An 18,477-nucleotide genomic window follows, 5' to 3' on the forward strand; every position below is an offset into this window, starting at 1 on the left:
TTGGAACATGGCCACTGTATGCGGCTGCGGAACAGGTTCCAGACGACCTTAGTCTTAGATCGAGTGTAGCGAGGGATTGTGAGAACACAGGAAGATTTGCGGGGGACAAAAATCAATGTGGGAGGGGGCTTGCCCCCGATAGCGGTGGGTCAGTCAAAATAGCTGTGACTGACATGCCGCCATCGGGGGCAAGCGCCCTCCCACAAGGTACATCGGGGAATTTACTTAGCGAGCCACTCGGCTACACGCTCAGGGTGCTTGGCGACCCAATCCTTGGCCGCTGCGTCCGGCTTGGCACCTTCCTGGATCGCCAGCATGACTTCACCGATTTCATCCTTGGAGGCCCACTGGAATTTCTTCAGGAAAGCCGCCACTTCCGGCGCTTTCGCCTCCAGGCCCTTGCTGCCGATGCTGTTGACGGTTTCAGCAGCACCATAAACGCCTTTTGGGTCATCCAGGAAACGCAGTTTCCACTTGGCGAACATCCAGTGCGGCACCCAACCGGTGACCGCGATGGAATCCTGCTTGTCTTCGGCGCGGGTCAGTTCGGCGATCATTGCGGCGCCCGAGCTGGCTTGCAGTTTGTAGTCGAGCCCGTATTGCTTGATGGCCTCGTCGGTCTTGAGCATCACGCCTGAACCGGCGTCGATGCCGACGATCTTGTTTTTGAAGGTGGTGTCGGTCTTGAGGTCTTCGATGGACTTGGCCTTGACGTACTCCGGCACGATCAAGCCAATTTTCGCATCCTTGAAGTTGGGGCCGTAGTCGACCACCTTGTCCTTGTTCTTGGTCCAGTATTCGCCGTGGGTCACCGGCAGCCAGGCGGACAGCATGGCATCGAGCTTACCGGTGGCCACACCCTGCCACATGATCCCGGTGGCGACCGCTTGCAGCTTCACGTCATAGCCGAGCTTTTGCTTGATCACTTCAGCCGCCACATGGGTGGTGGCCACGCTGTCGGACCAGCCATCCACATAGCCGATGCTCAGGGTTTTGCTGTCGGCACTGGCCAGTGTGGAGCCCATCGCAACTACCAGAGTGGCAGCTGCGCCCAAGAGTCGTCGCATCTTCATATTACTTCCCCGAAAGTGCTGCGCCCGACGAATGCCGAGCGACGTCAACCTGTTTTTATACGGTGCACCGCGCCCCCTTCACGCGCATCGATCCGGTCGCTGAGGCATCAGTGGAGTACTGACGGTTTTATCATCAACCTGCCGAGGCCTTTACCCTGCTCTGTCAGCGACCTTGGTTGAGCAGGAAACGACATCACATCGCCAGCAGGACGTTTTGTAGGAGTTATCGTCAGAATCACGCCCGAAGTTTGCATGTCAAAATTATGCAGCCGCACTGGCACGCGCCAAATCCGGGTAAGATGCGCGCCTTTGCTCTCCCAGATAAGCCGACCATGCCCGCGACTGCCCGCTTCCCCGCCCTGCCCTATTTTCTTGCTTTGATCCTGGGTGTGCTCGCCCTTGTCGGCTACTGGTATGGCCTTGGCCGGCCGGTGGTGCTGCCGGATGTGGCGAGCGCCAGCCACAAGCTGCAATGTGCGTCCTATACGCCGTTCGACAAGGACCAATCGCCGTTCGACCAGCCCTTCCAGCTGCGTCCCGAGCGCATGGACGCCGACCTGGCCCTGCTGGCCACACGCTTTGAATGCATTCGCACGTACTCCATGACCGGCCTCGAAGCGTTGCCGCAGATGGCGCGCAAGCATGGCCTGAAGGTGATGGCCGGGGCCTGGGTGAGCAGCGACCCGGTGGCGACTCAAAAGGAAATCGACGAGTTGATCACGGCCGCCAATGCCAACCCGGGCGTGGTGACCTCGGTTATCGTCGGCAACGAAGCGCTGTTGCGCAAAGAGGTCACCGCTAAACAGCTGGTGACGCTGATCCAGACCGTCAAGCGCCAGATCAAGCAACCGGTCACCTACGCCGATGTGTGGGAATTCTGGCTGCAGCACCCGGAAATCGCCCCGGCGGTGGACTTCCTGACCATCCACCTGCTGCCGTACTGGGAAGATGAGCCATCCGGCATCGACCAGGCGCTCAAGCATGTAGGCGATGTACGCCAGACCTTCGGCCATAAGTTTGCGCCCAAGGACATTCTGATCGGCGAAACCGGCTGGCCCAGTGAAGGACGCCAGCGCGAAACCGCCGTGCCGAGCCGGGTCAATGAAGCCAGGTTCATGCGTGGTTTTGTCGCCATGGCCGAAGCCAATGGCTGGCGCTACAACCTGATTGAAGCCTTTGACCAGCCGTGGAAACGCGCCAGTGAAGGGGCCGTGGGCGGTTATTGGGGGCTGTTCAATGCAGACCGTCAGGACAAGGGCATCCTCGCAGGGCCGGTGACCAATGTGCCGTACTGGCCGCTATGGCTGGGCGTCGGCGGGATGATTCTGTTGGGGACGTTGGTGCTGGGCGGACGAGTCCGTACAACCCGCGCGGCCCTTGCACTGCCATGGCTCGGTGCGATCGCGGCGTGCTCCATCGGCACCTGGGCTGAACTGACTCGCGTGACTGCTCGTTTTAATGATGAGTGGGTGTGGGCCGGCTTGTTGCTGGTATTGAACCTGCTGGTACTGGCCCACGCCGCACTGGCGCTCGGCGCCCGTGATGGCTGGCGTGAGCGTGCGTTCAACTGGCTGGAGCAACGGGCGGGCTGGCTGGTGGCGATTGCCGGGTTTGCCGGCGCTGTGATGATGCTCGCGTTGGTGTTCGATCCGCGTTATCGCAGCTTCCCGAGCGCGGCGCTGGTACTGCCGGCCCTTGTGTACCTGGTGCGCCCGGTGACCGGGCCGCGTCGGGAGATCGCGCTGCTGGCCTTTATCATCGGTGCCGGCATTGCGCCGCAGTTGTACCGTGAAGGCTTGTTGAATCAGCAGGCTTGGGGGTGGGCGGTGGTGAGTGTGCTTATGGTTGTGGCTTTGTGGCGTTGTTTGCGGGTGCGCAAGGCTTAACCCCCCCCCCTGTAGGAGCGAGCTTGCTCGCGAAGAACGCCAGTGCAACGCGGGGCCTCAGACTCCCCGCGTTATCATTAACGATTCTCGCGAGCAAGCTCGCTCCTACGGACCAACCGCAACCCCGCAATCACCACGGCAAACACCGCAAACGTAGTGTTGTACAACGCCAACGCCGGCACCCCGAACACCAACCCCAACACCGCCAGGCCCCACCCCGCACGGTCCGGCACGCAAAACCCCAGCACCGACGTGATCAACGCCGCCCAACCCAGCACCTTGAAATGAATCATCAACCCCAGGTTCGAACGCACCTGGCATTCCCAGCGGCTGGCTTCATCAGCACAAATGCCGACCCACTGCCCATCCTCCATGAAGCCATACCGCGCGGCATAACTGGCCGCCAACCATAATGGCAGGGCGATAAGCAGCAGGATCGATGGCGAACGACGGGACATAGGGCACTCCGATAGGCAAAAACGGCGCTCAGCTTAATCCCCCGGCGGCCGTTAGCAAGGTGTCTGCGCAGATATCTGTTCATCAATGCGTGGCAAAGTGTATCGTCTGCCAGCTATTACTCCGATTCCGACGTTTTTTTCCGACTTTTCGTGCCGAAGGCTGGCACTTCGGTGGCAACGCGGTGGTCATAGCCTGCGAATTTCATTCAGCACCTTTCCTCTTAGGGATTAAGTCATGCTCCGTTCCTTGCGCTGTGCTGCCTTGCTGGGCAGCCTTTTTTTGAGTGCGTCAGCACTGGCCGTCGATATCGACCAGGCCAGCTATGGCTACCCTTTGACGAACCCGTTCGAAGCGACCATTGCCACCACTCCACCCGATCTTCGGCCCACGTTGCCGACCGACGACGAGATCAATCAATCCGATTACACCTTGAACATGCGTCCCGAGCGCGAGTTCAGCCTGCCGGACAACTTCTGGGCGGTGAAGAAACTCACCTACCGCATCGCCAAGCAGGACCGCGCCGCGCCGTTGATCTTTCTGATCGCCGGTACCGGTGCGCGCTTTGACAGCAGCATCAACGAATACCTCAAGAAGCTGTATTACCAGGCCGGCTACCACGTGGTGCAGTTGTCATCGCCGACCAGCTTCGACTTCATCAGCGCCGCATCGCGCTTCGCCACCCCGGGTATCACCCAGGAAGACGCCGAAGACATGTACCGCGTAATGCAGGCCGTGCGCGCGCAGAACGCTTCGTTGCCGGTGACTGATTTCTACCTCACCGGCTACAGCCTGGGCGCCCTGGATGCAGCGTTTGTCAGCAAGCTCGACGAAACCCGTCGCAGCTTCAACTTCAAGAAAGTGCTGCTGCTCAACCCTCCGGTCAACCTCTACACGTCGATCACCAACCTCGACAAGCTGGTCCAGACCGAGGTCAAGGGCATCAACAACACCACCACCTTCTATGAACTGGTGTTGAGCAAGCTGACCCGCTACTTCCAGCAAAAGGGCTACATTGACCTCAATGACGCCCTGCTCTACGACTTCCAGCAGTCCAAACAGCACCTGACCAACGAACAGATGGCCATGCTGATCGGCACCTCGTTCCGCTTCTCGGCTGCCGATATCGCCTTTACTTCGGACCTGATCAACCGCCGCGGCCTGATCATCCCGCCCAAATACCCGATCACCGAAGGCACCAGCCTCACGCCGTTCCTCAAGCGTGCCCTGCAGTGCGACTTCGACTGCTACCTCACCGAACAGGTGATCCCGATGTGGCGCGCCCGTTCCGACGGCGGCAGTCTGCTGCAACTGGTGGACCAGGTGAGCCTGTATGCGCTCAAGGACTACCTGCATGCCAGCCCGAAGATCGCCGTGATGCACAACGCCGACGACGTGATCCTTGGCCCGGGCGACCTGGGTTTCCTGCGTAAAACCTTCGGCGATCGCTTGACCGTCTACCCGCTGGGCGGCCACTGCGGCAACCTCAATTACCGCGTCAACGCCGACGCCATGCTGGAGTTCTTCCGTGGCTAAATATCTTCTGCTGCTTGCCGCACTAATGTGCGCAGGCGTGGCCAATGCCGACAACAGCAAGGCCCACGAACCGGTCAAGGTCGATGCCGACGGCTTCAAGGAGCCGCTGACCAAACTCAAGTTCAACGCAGGCCTCGACCAGCGTGAATTCGAACGTTCGTCGCTGACCGCGCTCAACGTGTATGACCCGCTGGAGTCGTGGAACCGCCGCGTATACCACTTCAACTATCGCTTCGACCAGTGGGTGTTCCTGCCGGTGGTGGACGGTTACCGCTACGTCACCCCAAGCTTCCTGCGCACCGGCGTAAGCAACTTCTTCAACAACCTGGGCGACGTGCCCAACCTGTTGAACAGCCTGCTGCAACTCAAGGGCCATCGCTCCCTGGAGACCACCGGACGCCTGCTCGTCAACACCACCATCGGCATCGCCGGCCTGTGGGACCCGGCCACCGCCATGGGCCTGCCGCGCCAGAGCGAAGACTTCGGTCAGACCTTGGGCTTCTACGGCGTGCCCGGCGGCGCTTATGTGGTATTGCCGATCTTCGGCCCGTCGAACCTGCGCGACACCGGCGGCCTGCTGGTGGACTACACCGCCGAGTCGCAGATCAACTTCCTCAACGTCTCCGAAGTCAGCTCCAACCACCCGGAAATCTGGGCCCTGCGCGCCGTGGACAGGCGCTACCAGACCAGCTTCCGCTATGGGCAGATGAACTCGCCGTTCGAGTATGAGAAGGTGCGCTACATCTACACCGAGTCGCGCAAGTTGCAGATTGCCGAGTAAACAGCGCCCCTTAGATCGTTCCCACGCTCCGCGTGGGAATGCCAACCAGGACGCTCCGCGTCCCGCTTTCAGCGCAAAACCCAGCATCTGCGCAATGGTGACGCGGAGCGTCACGGGATGCATTCCCACGCGGAGCGAGGGAACGATCATCTCCTGACCACAAAAAAGGCCATTCAATCGAATGGCCTTTTTTATTGCACTGGCTTTACTCAGTTACTCAGCTGACATTTTTACCAGGAGGCACACCGTAATCGTTATCCCCCTTATCGCCCTGAGTGAACAACTGGATGGACACCATTATAAAACCAACGACCGGTATCAAAAGCCAAAGTGCATACGCCCCGGTGATGTTCACATCATGAAGCCTCCGGAATGTCACTGACACCGCTGGGGGGATCATAAAGAGCACATAAAAGCCAAATGAGACGATAAACCAAGGGCTCGAAGAAACATCTGCCAGGTACGCTATCAAAATAGAGCCCCACATCACCACGATGTCCATCATTACAAACGCCCAGTACTCTCTTCTACAGGCTCGCCCACTGAACTTGATATAGTTTTTCACCGCTTGAAAACACCAGTTCATCCCTAACCCCCTGTCGATCCATATTTTATCGCGCCCCTTCACATGAAAAAGCGTGACGCATCCTATAAATGCTTGGAAAACCGAACTGTAGGACTAAGCTTAAACAGCTTTTCAAACGGTACTCGATGCGAACTAATCAGCGCTTGGCGACTCGCCATAGCTTGCCAAGTGCCTGAACTACGACCAACACCACAGCCCCTGCAATAATCCCCGCCACCGCATTCAACAACGTCGGCATCAACCACGCCAGCGCCCCGCTGTTCTGGCTCACGGTTTCGATCCAGTGATGCACCACCGGCACGCCATGGGTGAGGATGCCGCCGCCGACCATGAACATCGCCGCCGTACCGATCACCGACAGGCTCTTCATCATGTAAGGCGCCGCAGTGAGGATGGCGCCGCCGATAGTGCGTGCCACTTGGCCCGGTTTCTGTGTCAGCCACAACCCCAAGTCATCGAGTTTGACGATACCCGCCACCAGCCCGTAAACGCCGGCGGTCATGACGATGGCGATGCCCGACAGCACGATCACCTGCTGCGTCAACGCCGCATCGGCCACGATACCGAGGGTGATGGCGATGATTTCGGCCGACAGAATGAAGTCGGTACGGATCGCCCCTTTGATCTTGTCCTTTTCGAAGGCCACCAGGTCGGTCGCCGGGTCGGCCACCGCTTCGGTCAACTGCGCATGTCCGGCCTGGTCTTCAGCTTTGCTGTGCAGAAATTTGTGCGCAAGTTTTTCGAACCCTTCGAAACACAGGTAGGCGCCGCCCAGCATCAACAGCGGTGTCACCGCCCAGGGGGCGAAGGCGCTGATCAACAGTGCGGTCGGCACCAGGATCAACTTGTTGACGAACGAGCCCTTGGCCACCGCCCACACCACGGGAATTTCCCGCTCGGCGCGCACGCCGGAGACTTGCTGGGCATTGAGCGCCAGGTCATCGCCGAGTACACCCGAAGTCTTCTTCGCCGCCATTTTTGTCATCAGTGCAACGTCATCGAGTACCGCGGCGATATCGTCGAGCAAAACCAACAAGCTGCTTCCTGCCATGAATCGGGTATCCGTTAAGTGAGAGATGAGGCGAGCATAGCGCGGCGCACTGCTGAGCGGGCACATTGTTGAGGCGCGCGGATGGCCGGTGCTACCATGCGCCACCGCCTGTCATGGCAAGGAAACGTCCGGTTTATGAGCAGCATTCGCGAGCGCAACAAAGAAAAAATCCTGCGGGCGGCGAGCGAGGAGTTTGCCGACAAGGGCTTCGCCGCGACCAAAACCAGCGACATCGCCGCCAAGGCCGGGCTGCCCAAGCCCAACGTCTACTATTACTTCAAGTCCAAGGACAACCTCTACCGCGAGGTGCTTGAGAGCATTATCGAGCCGATCCTGGCCGCTTCCACGCCGTTCAATCCCGAGGGCGACCCCAAGGAAGTGTTAAGCAACTATATCCGCTCGAAAATCCGTATCTCCCGCGACCTGCCGTTTGCTTCCAAGGTGTTCGCCAGTGAAATCATGCACGGCGCGCCGCACCTCAGCGCCGAACAGGTCGAACAGCTCAATGCCCAGGCCAGGCACAATATCGACTGCATTCAGAGCTGGGTGGAGCGCGGCCTCATCGCGAAGATCGAGCCTAATCACCTGATGTTCAGTATCTGGGCGGCGACCCAAACCTACGCGGATTTCGACTGGCAGATCTCGGCGGTGACCGGCAAGGCCAAGTTGGATGAGGCCGATTATGAGGCGGCGGCGCAGACGATTATTCGGTTGGTGCTCAAGGGGTGTGAGCCGGACTGATAGACCGCAGTGCCTGTGCCAATCGGGGGCAAGCCCCCTCCCACACTTGATTGGGTTCACATATTTTCATTTGTGAATACATTCAAATGTGGGAGGGGGCTTGCCCCCGATGCGGTCTTTAGGATCACCCAGGAATCAGGCTGACACCCCCGCATCCGCCATCAACCCCACCCCTTCAATCGCCGTGATCGCGCACTGCTCGTCAATATCCGACGTATCCCCGCTGATCCCGATCGCCCCCAGCACCACGCCGTCCTGATTGCGAATCAACACCCCACCCGGCGCCGGCACCACACTGCCCTGCCCCAGGCTGTTCAGCGCCGCGATAAACGCCGGCCGCTGCTGCGCATCCAGCGCCAGCAGACGTGAGCCTTTGCCCAGGGCAATCGCGCCCCAGGCTTTGCCGATGGCGATCTGCGGGCGCAGCAGGCTCGCGCCGTCTTCGCGTTGCAGGGCGACCAGGTGCCCGCCACTGTCGAGCACCGCGATGGTCAGCGGCGCGGCGGCAATGGTGCGGCCCGCAGCGAGGGCCTGGCTGGCCAGTTGGGTGGCAATCTTCAAGGTTAAAGCGCTCATGGTGCCGTCCTTCTTTTGTTATTGGGAATACGTTGGAGCGTCTGTTTGATCAGATGCCGGATCGAACAAATAGAACACAATGATATTTGTTTTTGTATACAATATTTCCAAACAAAGCTTCCATACGTCGAAAAAATTGATTCAGACGAACGCAAAGCTCAGTTTATGAAATGCATTGACCTACGCCGCTCGCCGTGAATACACTTTGTACAGACACCACTTGTATACAATTACAAAACGCAAGAGGCACCAAAACCATGAGCAAAATGAGAGCAATCGAAGCCGCCGTCCTGGTGATGCGCCGTGAAGGGGTGGACACCGCCTTCGGTATCCCGGGCGCCGCAATCAACCCGCTGTATTCGGCCTTGCAGAAGGTGGGTGGCATCGATCACGTCCTTGCTCGCCACGTTGAAGGCGCCTCACACATGGCCGAGGGCTACACCCGCACCAAGGCCGGCAACATCGGCGTATGCATCGGCACCTCGGGCCCGGCAGGCACCGACATGGTCACCGGCCTGTACAGCGCCTCGGCCGATTCGATCCCGATCCTGTGCATCACCGGGCAAGCGCCGCGCGCCCGGATGCACAAGGAAGATTTCCAGGCCGTGGACATCACCAGCATCGTGAAGCCGGTGACCAAGTGGGCGACCACCGTCCTGGAGCCCGGCCAAGTGCCCTACGCGTTTCAAAAAGCTTTTTATGAGATGCGCTCCGGCCGCCCCGGCCCGGTCTTGATCGACTTGCCGTTCGACGTACAAATGGCCGAGATCGAATTCGACATCGATGCCTACCAACCGCTACCCCTGGCCAAGCCTTTGGCCACCCGCATCCAGGTGGAGAAGGCCCTGGCCCTGCTCGACCAGGCAGAGCGCCCTTTGCTGGTCAGCGGCGGCGGCGTGATCAACGCCGACGCCAGCGAGTTGCTGGTGGAATTCGCCGAACTGACGGGCATCCCGGTGATCCCGACCCTGATGGGCTGGGGCACCATCCCCGACGATCACCCGTTGATGGTGGGCATGGTCGGCCTGCAGACGTCCCATCGTTACGGCAACGCGACGATGCTCAAGTCCGACGTGGTCCTGGGTATCGGTAACCGCTGGGCCAACCGCCACACCGGTTCGGTGGAGGTGTACACCGAAGGCCGCAAGTTCATCCACGTCGACATCGAACCGACGCAGATCGGCCGCGTGTTCACCCCGGACCTGGGCATCGTGTCCGACGCCGGTTCCGCGCTGACGATGTTCATCGAAGTGGCCCGCGAGTGGAAAGCCGCCGGCAAGCTCAAGGACCGCAGCGCCTGGCTGCATGACTGCCAGCAGCGCAAGGCCACCCTGCACCGCAAGACTCACTTCGACAACGTACCGGTCAAGCCGCAACGGGTGTACGAAGAGATGAACCAGGTGTTCGGCAAAGACACCTGCTACGTCAGCACCATCGGCCTGTCGCAAATTGCCGGCGCGCAGTTCCTCCACGTCTACAAACCACGCCACTGGATCAACTGCGGCCAAGCGGGCCCACTGGGCTGGACCATTCCGGCGGCGCTCGGGGTGGTCAAGGCCGACCCGAGCCGCAAGGTGGTGGCGCTCTCTGGCGACTACGACTTCCAGTTCATGATCGAAGAGCTGGCCGTCGGCGCGCAGTTCAAGCTGCCGTATATCCACGTGGTGGTGAACAACTCGTATCTGGGGCTGATCCGCCAGGCACAACGCGGTTTTGAAATGGACTACTGCGTGCAGTTGTCTTTCGACAACCTCAACGCCCCGGAACTCAACGGCTATGGCGTCGACCATGTGGCCGTCGCCGAGGGCCTGGGTTGCAAGGCGCTGCGTGTGTTCGAGCCGAGCCAGATCCAGCCGGCGCTGCGCCGCGCCCAGGAAATGATCGAAGAATTCAAGGTGCCGGTGATCGTTGAGATTATTCTGGAACGGGTGACCAATATTTCCATGGGCACCGAGATCAACGCCGTCAACGAATTCGAAGACCTGGCCCTGGTCGGCAACGACGCACCGACCGCCATTTCCCTGCTCGATTAAGGAGAACCCTATGCCGCGCTTTGCCGCCAACCTGTCCATGCTGTTTACCGAACAGGAATTCCTTGCCCGCTTCAAAGCGGCCGCCGATGCGGGCTTCGAAGGTGTGGAATACCTGTTCCCGTATGAGTTCAGTTCAGCCGACATCAAGGCGCAGCTCGACGCCAACGGCCTGACCCAGGTGCTGTTCAACCTGCCCGCCGGGGACTGGGCCAAAGGCGAGCGCGGCCTGGCCTGCCACCCCGACCGGGTCGAAGAATTCCGCGCCGGGGTCAAGCTGGCCATCGCCTACGCCCAGGTCCTGGGCAATACCCAGGTCAACTGCCTGGCGGGTATTGCGCCGCAAGGCGTGGATGACGAAACCGTGGAAAAGACCTTCGTCGCCAACCTCAAGTACGCCGCCAACGCGTTGCAGGCGGCGGGCATCAAGCTGGTGATGGAGATGATCAACACCCGCGACATCCCCGGGTTCTACCTGAACAACACCGCCCAGGCCCTGTCGATTCGCGAGCAGGTGGGCAGTGACAATCTGTTCCTGCAGTACGACATCTATCACATGCAGATCATGGAAGGCGATTTGGCCCGGACCATGGCGACGCACCTGGGGGTCATCAACCATATCCAGCTGGCGGATAACCCGGGGCGTAATGAGCCGGGGACGGGAGAGATCAATTACCGGTTCCTGTTCGAGCATCTGGACCGGATTGGCTACACGGGTTGGGTTGGCTGTGAATACAAGCCGCTGACCACTACCGAAGCGGGTTTGGGTTGGCTCAAAACCCATAACGCCATCTAACAGACACCGGCAGCTTATGTGGGAGGGGGCTTGCCCCCGATAGCGGTGGTTCAGTCACATCATCTACACCTGACACACCGCAATCGGGGGCAAGCCCCCTCCCACATTGGACCGCTGTGTCTGGCAGACCTCAAACACGTTTGCCTACCGAATAAAAAAGAGGACCTCATAAATGGCTAAAATCGGATTTATCGGCACCGGCATCATGGGCCAACCCATGGCCGCCAACCTGCAGAAAGCAGGGCATCAATTGTTTCTTTCCGAGCATCACGGCAACGCGCCCGCCGAGCTGATCGCTGCCGGCGCGGTGGCGCTGGCCAACCCGCAGCAAGTGGCCCAGGAAGCCGAGTTCATCATCGTCATGGTGCCCGACACCCCTCAGGTCGAAGACGTGCTGTTCCGGGCTGACGGCGTGGCCGCCGGGCTGTCGCCCCATAAAGTGGTGATCGACATGAGTTCGATCTCCCCCACCGCCACCAAGGCGTTCGCGGCCAAGGTCAACGAGACCGGCGCGCAGTACCTGGATGCCCCGGTGTCCGGTGGTGAAGTCGGCGCCAAGGCCGGCACGCTGAGCATCATGATCGGTGGCGAGCCGCAGACCTTCGAGCGCGCCCTGCCGCTGTTCCAGGCCATGGGCAAGAACATCACCCTGGTCGGCGGCAACGGCGATGGCCAGACCGCCAAGGTCGCCAACCAGATCATTGTCGCGCTGAATATCCAGGCGGTGGCCGAAGCGCTGCTGTTCGCCTCGAAAAATGGCGCGGACCCGGCCAAGGTGCGTGAAGCGCTGATGGGCGGTTTTGCGTCGTCGAAGATTCTCGAAGTGCATGGCGAACGCATGATCAAGGGCACCTTCGACCCGGGTTTCCGCATCAACCTGCACCAGAAGGACTTGAACCTGGCCCTGGCCGGAGCCAAGGAGTTGGGGATCAACCTGCCAAACACCGCCGGCACCCAGCAAGTGTTCAGCACCTGCGCCGCGCTTGGTGGCGGCAACTGGGACCATTCGGCGCTGATCAAGGGCTTGGAGCATATGGCGAATTTCTCGATTCGCGATAAATAAGCTGCAATGAAATGCAAATCAGTGTGGGAGGGGGCTTGCCCCCTCCCACACTGGGCCCTCATTTCATAGCTCGATTGTTGCACCTCTAATAACAAGAATTCCCCCGGGAGCCCGCTTATGTCGGTCGATCCGCAACACCTGCTTCGCGAGCTGTTTGCCACAGCCATCGACGCCGCCCACCCCCGGCAAGTCCTTGAACCTTACCTGCCCGCCGACCGCAGCGGCCGTGTGATCGTGATCGGCGCCGGCAAGGCCGCCGCCGCCATGGCGCTGGTCGTGGAGCACTGCTGGCAGGGCGAGGTCAGCGGCCTGGTCGTCACCCGCTACGGCCACGGTGCACCGTGCAAGAAAATCGAAGTGGTCGAGGCCGCGCATCCCGTGCCCGACGCTGCCGGCCTGGCCGTGGCCAAACGCGTGCTGGACCTGATCAGTGACCTGAACGAAGACGATCGCGTGATCTTCCTGCTCTCCGGTGGCGGCTCCGCCTTGCTCGCCCTGCCCGCCGACGGCATCACCCTGGCCGACAAGCAAAGCCTCAACAAAGCCCTGCTCAAGTCCGGCGCCACCATTGGCGAGATGAATTGCGTGCGCAAGCACCTGTCAGCGATCAAGGGTGGACGGTTGGCGAAGGCCGCGTGGCCCGCCACGGTCTACACCTACGCGATTTCCGATGTGCCGGGCGACCTGGCCACGGTAATCGCTTCCGGCCCCACCGTCGGCGACCCCAGCACCTCGCAACAGGCCCTGGCGATCCTCAAGCGCTACGGCATCGACATCCCGGCCTCGGTGCGCAGTTGGCTGCAAGACCCCGCCTCGGAAACCGTCAAACCCGGCGACCCGCTGCTGGCGCGCAGCCACTTCCAATTGATCGCCCGGCCGCAGCAATCCCTGGAAGCGGTGGCGGTTAAAGTGCGCCAGGCCGGTTTCAGCCCGCTGATCCTCGGCGACCTCGAAGGTGAAGCGCGCGAGGTGGCCAAGGTGCACGCCGGCATCGCCCGGCAAATCGTGCAGCACGGCCAGCCGTTGGCGGCACCGTGCGTGATCCTCTCCGGCGGCGAAACCACCGTCACCGTGCGCGGCAATGGCCGTGGCGGGCGCAACGCGGAATTTTTGCTCAGCCTCACCGACAGCCTCAAGGGCCTGCCCGGCGTCTACGCCCTGGCCGGCGACACCGACGGCATCGACGGCTCGGAAGACAACGCCGGCGCGCTCATGACCCCGTGCAGCTACCGCCGTGCCGAAGCCCTGGGCCTGAGCGCCAGCGACGAGTTGGATAACAACAACGGCTACGGCTATTTCGCCGCCCTGGGCGACTTGATCGTCACCGAGCCGACCCGCACCAACGTCAACGACTTCCGCGCCATCCTGATCCTTGAGACCGCCAAACATGACGCCTGACAAGAAGGTCAAAATCCTCGCCACCCTGGGCCCGGCCACCGCTGGGATCGATGACATCCGCGAGCTGGTGCAGGCCGGGGTGAACATCTTTCGCCTCAATTTCAGCCACGGCGACCACGCCGATCACGCGCAGCGCTATGAGTGGATTCGCCAGGTAGAGCGCCAACTGAATTACCCGCTGGGCATCCTCATGGACCTGCAAGGGCCCAAGCTGCGCGTCGGGCGCTTTGCCGAGGGCAAGGTGCAACTGGTGCGCGGCCAGGCGCTGCGCCTGGACCTGGATGAAACACCGGGCGATCAACGCCGGGTCAACCTGCCCCACCCGGAAATCATCGCGGCACTGGAGCCCGGCATGGACCTGTTGCTGGACGACGGCAAGCTGCGCCTGCGCGTCATCACCCGGCACGCCGACGCCATCGACACCACCGTGCTCAATGGTGGCGAGCTGTCCGACCGCAAAGGTGTGAATGTGCCCCAGGCACTGTTGCAACTCAGCCCGCTGACCGCCAAGGACCGTCGCGACCTGAGCTTCGGCCTGGAGTTGGGCGTGGACTGGGTGGCGCTGTCGTTCGTGCAGCGCCCGGAAGATATCCGCGAAGCCCGCGCACTGATCGGCGACCGGGCCTTCCTGATGGCCAAGATCGAGAAGCCCTCGGCGGTGCAACAACTGCGCGAAATCGCCGAATTGAGTGATGCGATCATGGTGGCCCGTGGCGACCTGGGCGTGGAAGTGCCGGCCGAAAGCGTGCCGCACATCCAGAAGGACATCATCAAGACCTGCCGCCAACTGGGTAAACCGGTGGTGGTAGCGACCCAGATGCTCGAGTCCATGCGTTTCTCTCCGGCACCGACCCGCGCCGAAGTCACCGACGTGGCCAATGCGGTGGCCGAAGGGGCGGATGCGCTGATGCTGTCGGCCGAAACGGCCTCGGGCGAATACCCTCTGGAAGCCGTGCAGATGATGAGCAAGATCATCCGCCAGGTGGAACACGGCCCGGATTACCAGGCCCAGCTGGATGTCAGCCGGCCCGGGGCGGATGCCACGGTGTCGGACGCCATCAGCTGCGCGATCCGCCGCATCAGCAGCATCCTGCCGGTGGCGGTGCTGGTGAACTACAGCGAGTCGGGCGCCTCCAGCCTGCGCGCGGCACGGGAGCGGCCGGTGGCGCCGATCCTCACGCTCACGCCAAACCTGTCCACGGCGCGGCGCCTGAGCGTGGCGTGGGGGGTGCACTCGGTGGTCAATGATCGGCTTCGGCAGGTGGATGAGGTGTGTTCCACTGCGCTTGAGATCGCCCAGGCTCAGGGCATGGCGCAGCGTGGGGATACGTTGGTGATTACTGCGGGGGTGCCATTTGGGCAGTTGGGGTCGACCAATTCCTTGCGTATCGAAACCCTACTGTAGGAGCGAGCTTGCTCGCGAAGAACGTCAACGCTGACGCAGGCATCCTGAATGCACGCGGCGCCTTTAGGTTTTTCGCGAGCAAGCTCGCTCCTACAGGGAGTTGCCATGCACAATCCAACCTGCCCCGACTGGGCCGAAGCCCTGCTCAACGGCTTCAGCCAGATCTTTTTCCAGCGCCATCCGCTGTGCGGCCTGCTGTGCCTGTTGGCGATCCTGATCGGCGCACCGGGGTTGCTCGGCGGCGCATTGCTGGGGGGCGTCGCAGGCTTGCTCACGGCGCAGCGCCGGGGCTACCCCAAGGCTGAACGCCAGGCCGGGCTGTACAGCTACAACGGCGTATTGCTGGGTGTGTTGATCAGCCAGCACCTCGCCTGGTCGGCCCTGGTGCCGCCGCTGATCCTGGCCTGTGGCGGCTTAAGCGCAATGCTGGTGCGGCAGTGGTCGAAATACGCCGCCCAGCCCCAGGCGCTGCCCGCCTACACCACACCCTTTGTCGGCCTGGGCTGGTTGTTGCTGGGCAACATCGCGCCCGCGACCTTGGCCCTGAGCGAGCCCGAGCCCCTGACGGTAATCGCTGCGCCATTCACCGGCCTGGCGCAAGTGATGCTGTTGGACCAGCCCCTGGCCGGAGCCTTGATTGCGCTCGGCCTGCTGCTGGCTGATCGGCGCGCCGCCTTATGGGCACTCACCGGCGCCATCGCCGGCGTGCCGGTCGCCTTGCTGCTGGGCGAAACCAGCGGCGCCCTGCTCGGCCTGCACAGCTATAACCCGGCGCTCGCCGCCTTGGCACTGAGCCAGGCACGCCGCGAGCCCTGGTTGCCGCTGATCGGCATCGTCCTGACAATCATGCTCACCCCCGGCTTCGCCGCCCTGCACCTGCCGGCGCTGACGGCGCCCTTCATTCTGACCTGCTGGCTGGTGCGCGCCAGCCTGCGAATACTGCGCAAGCCGCGCATGGACAGTCCGTACGAATCCCCCTAGGCTTTGCCGATATTCAATTCGAGCGGGATTTATGGACAGCAACAACGACTGGCGCCAGCGGCTCTACGTGATGGTTTTCCAAAGCGACACCGTCGCCGGGCGGCGCTTTGACGGCATCCTGTTGTTGATCATCCTCGCCAGCCTGGTGATCGTGATGCTCGACAGCATCGACGAAATTCACCAGAACTACGCTGACGTGCTGGCCTATATCGAGTGGGGCTTCACGCTGATCTTCGCCATCGAGTACGGCCTGCGCCTGTACTGCTCGCCCAAGCCATTGCGCTACGCCTTCAGTTTTTACGGGCTGGTGGATCTGCTCGCCATCGTGCCCGGCATCCTCGCGTTGTACTACAGCGACGCGCAGTACCTGCTGATTATCCGCATCATCCGCATGCTGCGGATCTTCCGCGTCCTCAAGCTCAGTCCTTACCTCAAGCAGGCCAACTACCTGATGGCGGCGCTGCGCGGCAGCAAACAGAAGATCGTGGTGTTCCTGGTCAGCGTGTGCACCCTGGTGACAGTGTTCGGCACCCTGATGTACGTGATCGAGGGCCCGGAGCACGGGTTTACCAGCATTCCCAAGGGCATCTATTGGGCGATCGTGACGCTCACCACCGTGGGCTTTGGCGATATCGTGCCCAAGACCCCGCTGGGCCAGGTGATTTCCTCGCTGGTGATGATTACCGGCTACTCGATTATTGCCGTGCCGACCGGGATATTCACCGCCGAGCTGGCCAGTGCCATGCGCGGTGAACAGCTGCAGACCGACTGTCCGGTGTGCAAGAAGAACAGCCATGAGCCGAATGCGGCGTTTTGTTCACGCTGTGGCAGCAACCTGTTTAAGAAAGTGGAATAAGCAAAGTTCTTTTTAATCTTTAAGCGACTATGCAGCCCCGGCTATAGTCGCTGGCATTGTGCCTCCCCCCTTCTCTCGAACAACAAGGAATGAGCAGTGAAAAACATCCTCAGCGCCTCCCTCCTGGCCGCCGGCCTGGCCCTGGCCGGCGCCGTCCAGGCGGCTCCGGTCACTCTGCTCAACGTCTCCTACGACGTGATGCGTGATTTCTACAAAGACTACAACGCCGCCTTCCAGAAGCATTGGGACGCCGAGCACCCGAATGACAAGCTGACCCTGCAGATGTCCTTCGGCGGCTCCAGCAAACAAGCGCGCTCGGTGATCGACGGCCTGCCGGCGGACGTGATTACCATGAACATGGCGACCGACATCAACGCCCTGGCCGACAACGGCAAGCTCGTACCGGACAACTGGGTCACCCGCCTGCCGAACAACAGTGCGCCGTTCACCTCGGCCACTGTCTTTATCGTGCGCAAGGGCAACCCGAAAGCCCTGAAAGATTGGCCGGATCTGCTCAAGGACGGCGTGCAAGTGATCGTACCCAACCCGAAGACCTCGGGTAACGGCCGCTACACCTACCTGTCGGCCTGGGGCTATGTGCTGAAGAACGGCGGCGATGAAGAAAAAGCCAAGGCCTTTGTCGGCAAGCTGTTCAAACAAGCGCCGGTACTCGACACCGGTGGCCGGGCCGCGACGACCACCTTCATGACCAACCAGATCGGCGACGTGCTGGTGACCTTTGAGAACGAAGCGGAAATGATCGCCCGTGAATTCGGTCGTGATCAGTTCGAAGTGATCTACCCAAGCGTGTCCGCCGAGGCCGAGCCGCCGGTGTCGGTGGTGGACAAAGTGGTCGAGAAGAAAGGCACCCGCGCCGCCGCCGAAGACTACCTGAAGTACCTGTGGTCGCCGCAAGGCCAGGAAATCGCCGCCAACAACTACCTGCGCCCGCGTGACCCGAACGTGCTGGCCAAGTACACCGACCGTTTCCCGAAAGTCGACTTCCTGTCGGTGGAGAAGACCTTTGGTGACTGGCGCACCGTGCAGAAAACCCACTTCAACGATGGCGGGGTGTTTGACCAGATTTACACCGGCCAATAAACGTTCGGGCTGAATAAACACAGTCAGAACTGTGGGAGGGGGCCCCCTCCCACATTGGTTTGGCGTTGAATCATTATTTCGCGGCATGACCGTTATCACCACAAGCGGCCTACTCAGCGCCGGCCGATGTCTTTACTCTCTCCTCCCATCGTCCTTCGCCT

General features: G+C 61.1%; 17 protein-coding genes. 12 read left to right on the forward strand and 5 right to left on the reverse strand.

Annotation, left to right across the window (positions count from 1 at the left end; genetic code table 11):
* Positions 1-221 precede the first annotated feature (221 nt).
* Entirely contained in the window at positions 222-1,073 is an 852-nt protein-coding gene (locus BFP96_RS20330; protein ID WP_065894784.1) for a glycine betaine ABC transporter substrate-binding protein, read from the reverse strand.
* Positions 1,074-1,405: 332 nt separating this feature from the next.
* On the opposite strand from BFP96_RS20330, the gene BFP96_RS20335 reads away from it, so the two are divergent.
* The gene (locus tag BFP96_RS20335; RefSeq protein ID WP_065936897.1) at positions 1,406-2,959 is read left to right on the forward strand and encodes a glycoside hydrolase family 17 protein; all 1,554 of its coding nucleotides are present in this window, start codon (positions 1,406-1,408) and stop codon (positions 2,957-2,959) included.
* 77 nt (positions 2,960-3,036) lie between these two features.
* On the opposite strand, the gene BFP96_RS20340 is transcribed toward BFP96_RS20335, so the two are convergent.
* Complete coding sequence (locus BFP96_RS20340) at positions 3,037-3,417, reverse strand: hypothetical protein (protein ID WP_065936898.1); 381 nt, start codon at positions 3,415-3,417, stop codon at positions 3,037-3,039.
* Positions 3,418-3,652: 235 nt separating this feature from the next.
* Here BFP96_RS20340 and BFP96_RS20345 point away from each other — a divergent pair, with 235 nt between their 5' ends.
* Together BFP96_RS20345 and BFP96_RS20350 are read left to right on the forward strand one after the other, a co-directional pair.
* The gene (locus BFP96_RS20345) at positions 3,653-4,951 is read left to right on the forward strand and encodes a serine/threonine protein kinase (protein ID WP_057722697.1); all 1,299 of its coding nucleotides are present in this window, start codon (positions 3,653-3,655) and stop codon (positions 4,949-4,951) included.
* Positions 4,944-5,732, forward strand: coding sequence for an MlaA family lipoprotein (locus tag BFP96_RS20350; RefSeq protein ID WP_065884221.1), 789 nt, complete (start codon positions 4,944-4,946; stop codon positions 5,730-5,732). Before BFP96_RS20345 ends, BFP96_RS20350 begins: the two co-directional genes overlap by 8 nt.
* A gap of 217 nt (positions 5,733-5,949) precedes the next feature.
* On the opposite strand, the gene BFP96_RS20355 is transcribed toward BFP96_RS20350, so the two are convergent.
* Positions 5,950-6,318, reverse strand: coding sequence for a DUF805 domain-containing protein (locus BFP96_RS20355; RefSeq protein ID WP_083203316.1), 369 nt, complete (start codon positions 6,316-6,318; stop codon positions 5,950-5,952).
* A gap of 136 nt (positions 6,319-6,454) precedes the next feature.
* Positions 6,455-7,369: a DUF808 domain-containing protein gene (locus BFP96_RS20360; RefSeq protein WP_065898036.1), complete on the reverse strand. Its 915-nt coding sequence runs from the start codon at positions 7,367-7,369 to the stop codon at positions 6,455-6,457.
* Between the two features lie 135 nt (positions 7,370-7,504).
* Between BFP96_RS20360 and BFP96_RS20365 the strand changes: the two genes are divergently transcribed.
* Complete coding sequence (locus tag BFP96_RS20365) at positions 7,505-8,110, forward strand: TetR/AcrR family transcriptional regulator (protein ID WP_065894780.1); 606 nt, start codon at positions 7,505-7,507, stop codon at positions 8,108-8,110.
* Between the two features lie 135 nt (positions 8,111-8,245).
* On the opposite strand, the gene BFP96_RS20370 is transcribed toward BFP96_RS20365, so the two are convergent.
* Complete coding sequence (locus BFP96_RS20370; protein ID WP_065885193.1) at positions 8,246-8,686, reverse strand: GlcG/HbpS family heme-binding protein; 441 nt, start codon at positions 8,684-8,686, stop codon at positions 8,246-8,248.
* Between the two features lie 257 nt (positions 8,687-8,943).
* On the opposite strand from BFP96_RS20370, the gene gcl reads away from it, so the two are divergent.
* From gcl to BFP96_RS20410, 8 genes are all read left to right on the forward strand, one after another.
* Positions 8,944-10,719, forward strand: a complete 1,776-nt coding sequence (gcl, locus tag BFP96_RS20375) for a glyoxylate carboligase (protein WP_065894779.1) — start codon at positions 8,944-8,946, stop codon at positions 10,717-10,719.
* Positions 10,720-10,729: 10 nt separating this feature from the next.
* Complete coding sequence (hyi, locus tag BFP96_RS20380; protein WP_065936899.1) at positions 10,730-11,512, forward strand: hydroxypyruvate isomerase; 783 nt, start codon at positions 10,730-10,732, stop codon at positions 11,510-11,512.
* Between the two features lie 172 nt (positions 11,513-11,684).
* Positions 11,685-12,575, forward strand: coding sequence for a 2-hydroxy-3-oxopropionate reductase (locus tag BFP96_RS20385; protein ID WP_065894777.1), 891 nt, complete (start codon positions 11,685-11,687; stop codon positions 12,573-12,575).
* A gap of 117 nt (positions 12,576-12,692) precedes the next feature.
* Positions 12,693-13,973: a glycerate kinase type-2 family protein gene (locus BFP96_RS20390; RefSeq protein WP_065894776.1), complete on the forward strand. Its 1,281-nt coding sequence runs from the start codon at positions 12,693-12,695 to the stop codon at positions 13,971-13,973.
* Positions 13,963-15,378, forward strand: coding sequence for a pyruvate kinase (gene pyk / locus BFP96_RS20395; protein ID WP_065894774.1), 1,416 nt, complete (start codon positions 13,963-13,965; stop codon positions 15,376-15,378). Before BFP96_RS20390 ends, pyk begins: the two co-directional genes overlap by 11 nt.
* Positions 15,379-15,483: 105 nt before the next feature.
* A complete protein-coding gene (locus BFP96_RS20400; RefSeq protein ID WP_065936900.1) occupies positions 15,484-16,359 on the forward strand; it encodes an urea transporter in 876 nt (291 codons plus the stop codon).
* Between the two features lie 31 nt (positions 16,360-16,390).
* The gene (locus tag BFP96_RS20405) at positions 16,391-17,215 is read left to right on the forward strand and encodes an ion transporter (RefSeq protein WP_065885187.1); all 825 of its coding nucleotides are present in this window, start codon (positions 16,391-16,393) and stop codon (positions 17,213-17,215) included.
* A gap of 96 nt (positions 17,216-17,311) precedes the next feature.
* Positions 17,312-18,316 (forward strand): sulfate ABC transporter substrate-binding protein, encoded by a 1,005-nt coding sequence (locus BFP96_RS20410; protein WP_065894770.1) that lies wholly within the window; start codon positions 17,312-17,314, stop codon positions 18,314-18,316.
* Positions 18,317-18,477 lie beyond the last annotated feature (161 nt).

It is taken from the genome of Pseudomonas sp. 34 E 7, from assembly GCF_900005715.1.
GTDB lineage: Bacteria > Pseudomonadota > Gammaproteobacteria > Pseudomonadales > Pseudomonadaceae > Aquipseudomonas > Aquipseudomonas orientalis_A.

Bases quoted from the DNA above. Each gene is read 5' to 3' on its own strand.
- pyk (WP_065894774.1), top strand. From the start codon at position 13,963: ATGACGCCTGACAAGAAGGTCAAAATCCTCGCCACCCTGGGCCCGGCC.
- BFP96_RS20360 (WP_065898036.1), bottom strand. From the start codon at position 7,369: ATGGCAGGAAGCAGCTTGTTGGTTTTGCTCGACGATATCGCCGCGGTA.
- BFP96_RS20330 (WP_065894784.1), bottom strand. From the start codon at position 1,073: ATGAAGATGCGACGACTCTTGGGCGCAGCTGCCACTCTGGTAGTTGCG.
- BFP96_RS20365 (WP_065894780.1), top strand. From the start codon at position 7,505: ATGAGCAGCATTCGCGAGCGCAACAAAGAAAAAATCCTGCGGGCGGCG.
- BFP96_RS20370 (WP_065885193.1), bottom strand. From the start codon at position 8,686: ATGAGCGCTTTAACCTTGAAGATTGCCACCCAACTGGCCAGCCAGGCC.
- gcl (WP_065894779.1), top strand. From the start codon at position 8,944: ATGAGCAAAATGAGAGCAATCGAAGCCGCCGTCCTGGTGATGCGCCGT.
- BFP96_RS20400 (WP_065936900.1), top strand. From the start codon at position 15,484: ATGCACAATCCAACCTGCCCCGACTGGGCCGAAGCCCTGCTCAACGGC.
- BFP96_RS20405 (WP_065885187.1), top strand. From the start codon at position 16,391: ATGGACAGCAACAACGACTGGCGCCAGCGGCTCTACGTGATGGTTTTC.
- BFP96_RS20335 (WP_065936897.1), top strand. From the start codon at position 1,406: ATGCCCGCGACTGCCCGCTTCCCCGCCCTGCCCTATTTTCTTGCTTTG.
- BFP96_RS20340 (WP_065936898.1), bottom strand. From the start codon at position 3,417: ATGTCCCGTCGTTCGCCATCGATCCTGCTGCTTATCGCCCTGCCATTA.
- hyi (WP_065936899.1), top strand. From the start codon at position 10,730: ATGCCGCGCTTTGCCGCCAACCTGTCCATGCTGTTTACCGAACAGGAA.
- BFP96_RS20385 (WP_065894777.1), top strand. From the start codon at position 11,685: ATGGCTAAAATCGGATTTATCGGCACCGGCATCATGGGCCAACCCATG.
- BFP96_RS20390 (WP_065894776.1), top strand. From the start codon at position 12,693: ATGTCGGTCGATCCGCAACACCTGCTTCGCGAGCTGTTTGCCACAGCC.
- BFP96_RS20345 (WP_057722697.1), top strand. From the start codon at position 3,653: ATGCTCCGTTCCTTGCGCTGTGCTGCCTTGCTGGGCAGCCTTTTTTTG.
- BFP96_RS20355 (WP_083203316.1), bottom strand. From the start codon at position 6,318: ATGAACTGGTGTTTTCAAGCGGTGAAAAACTATATCAAGTTCAGTGGG.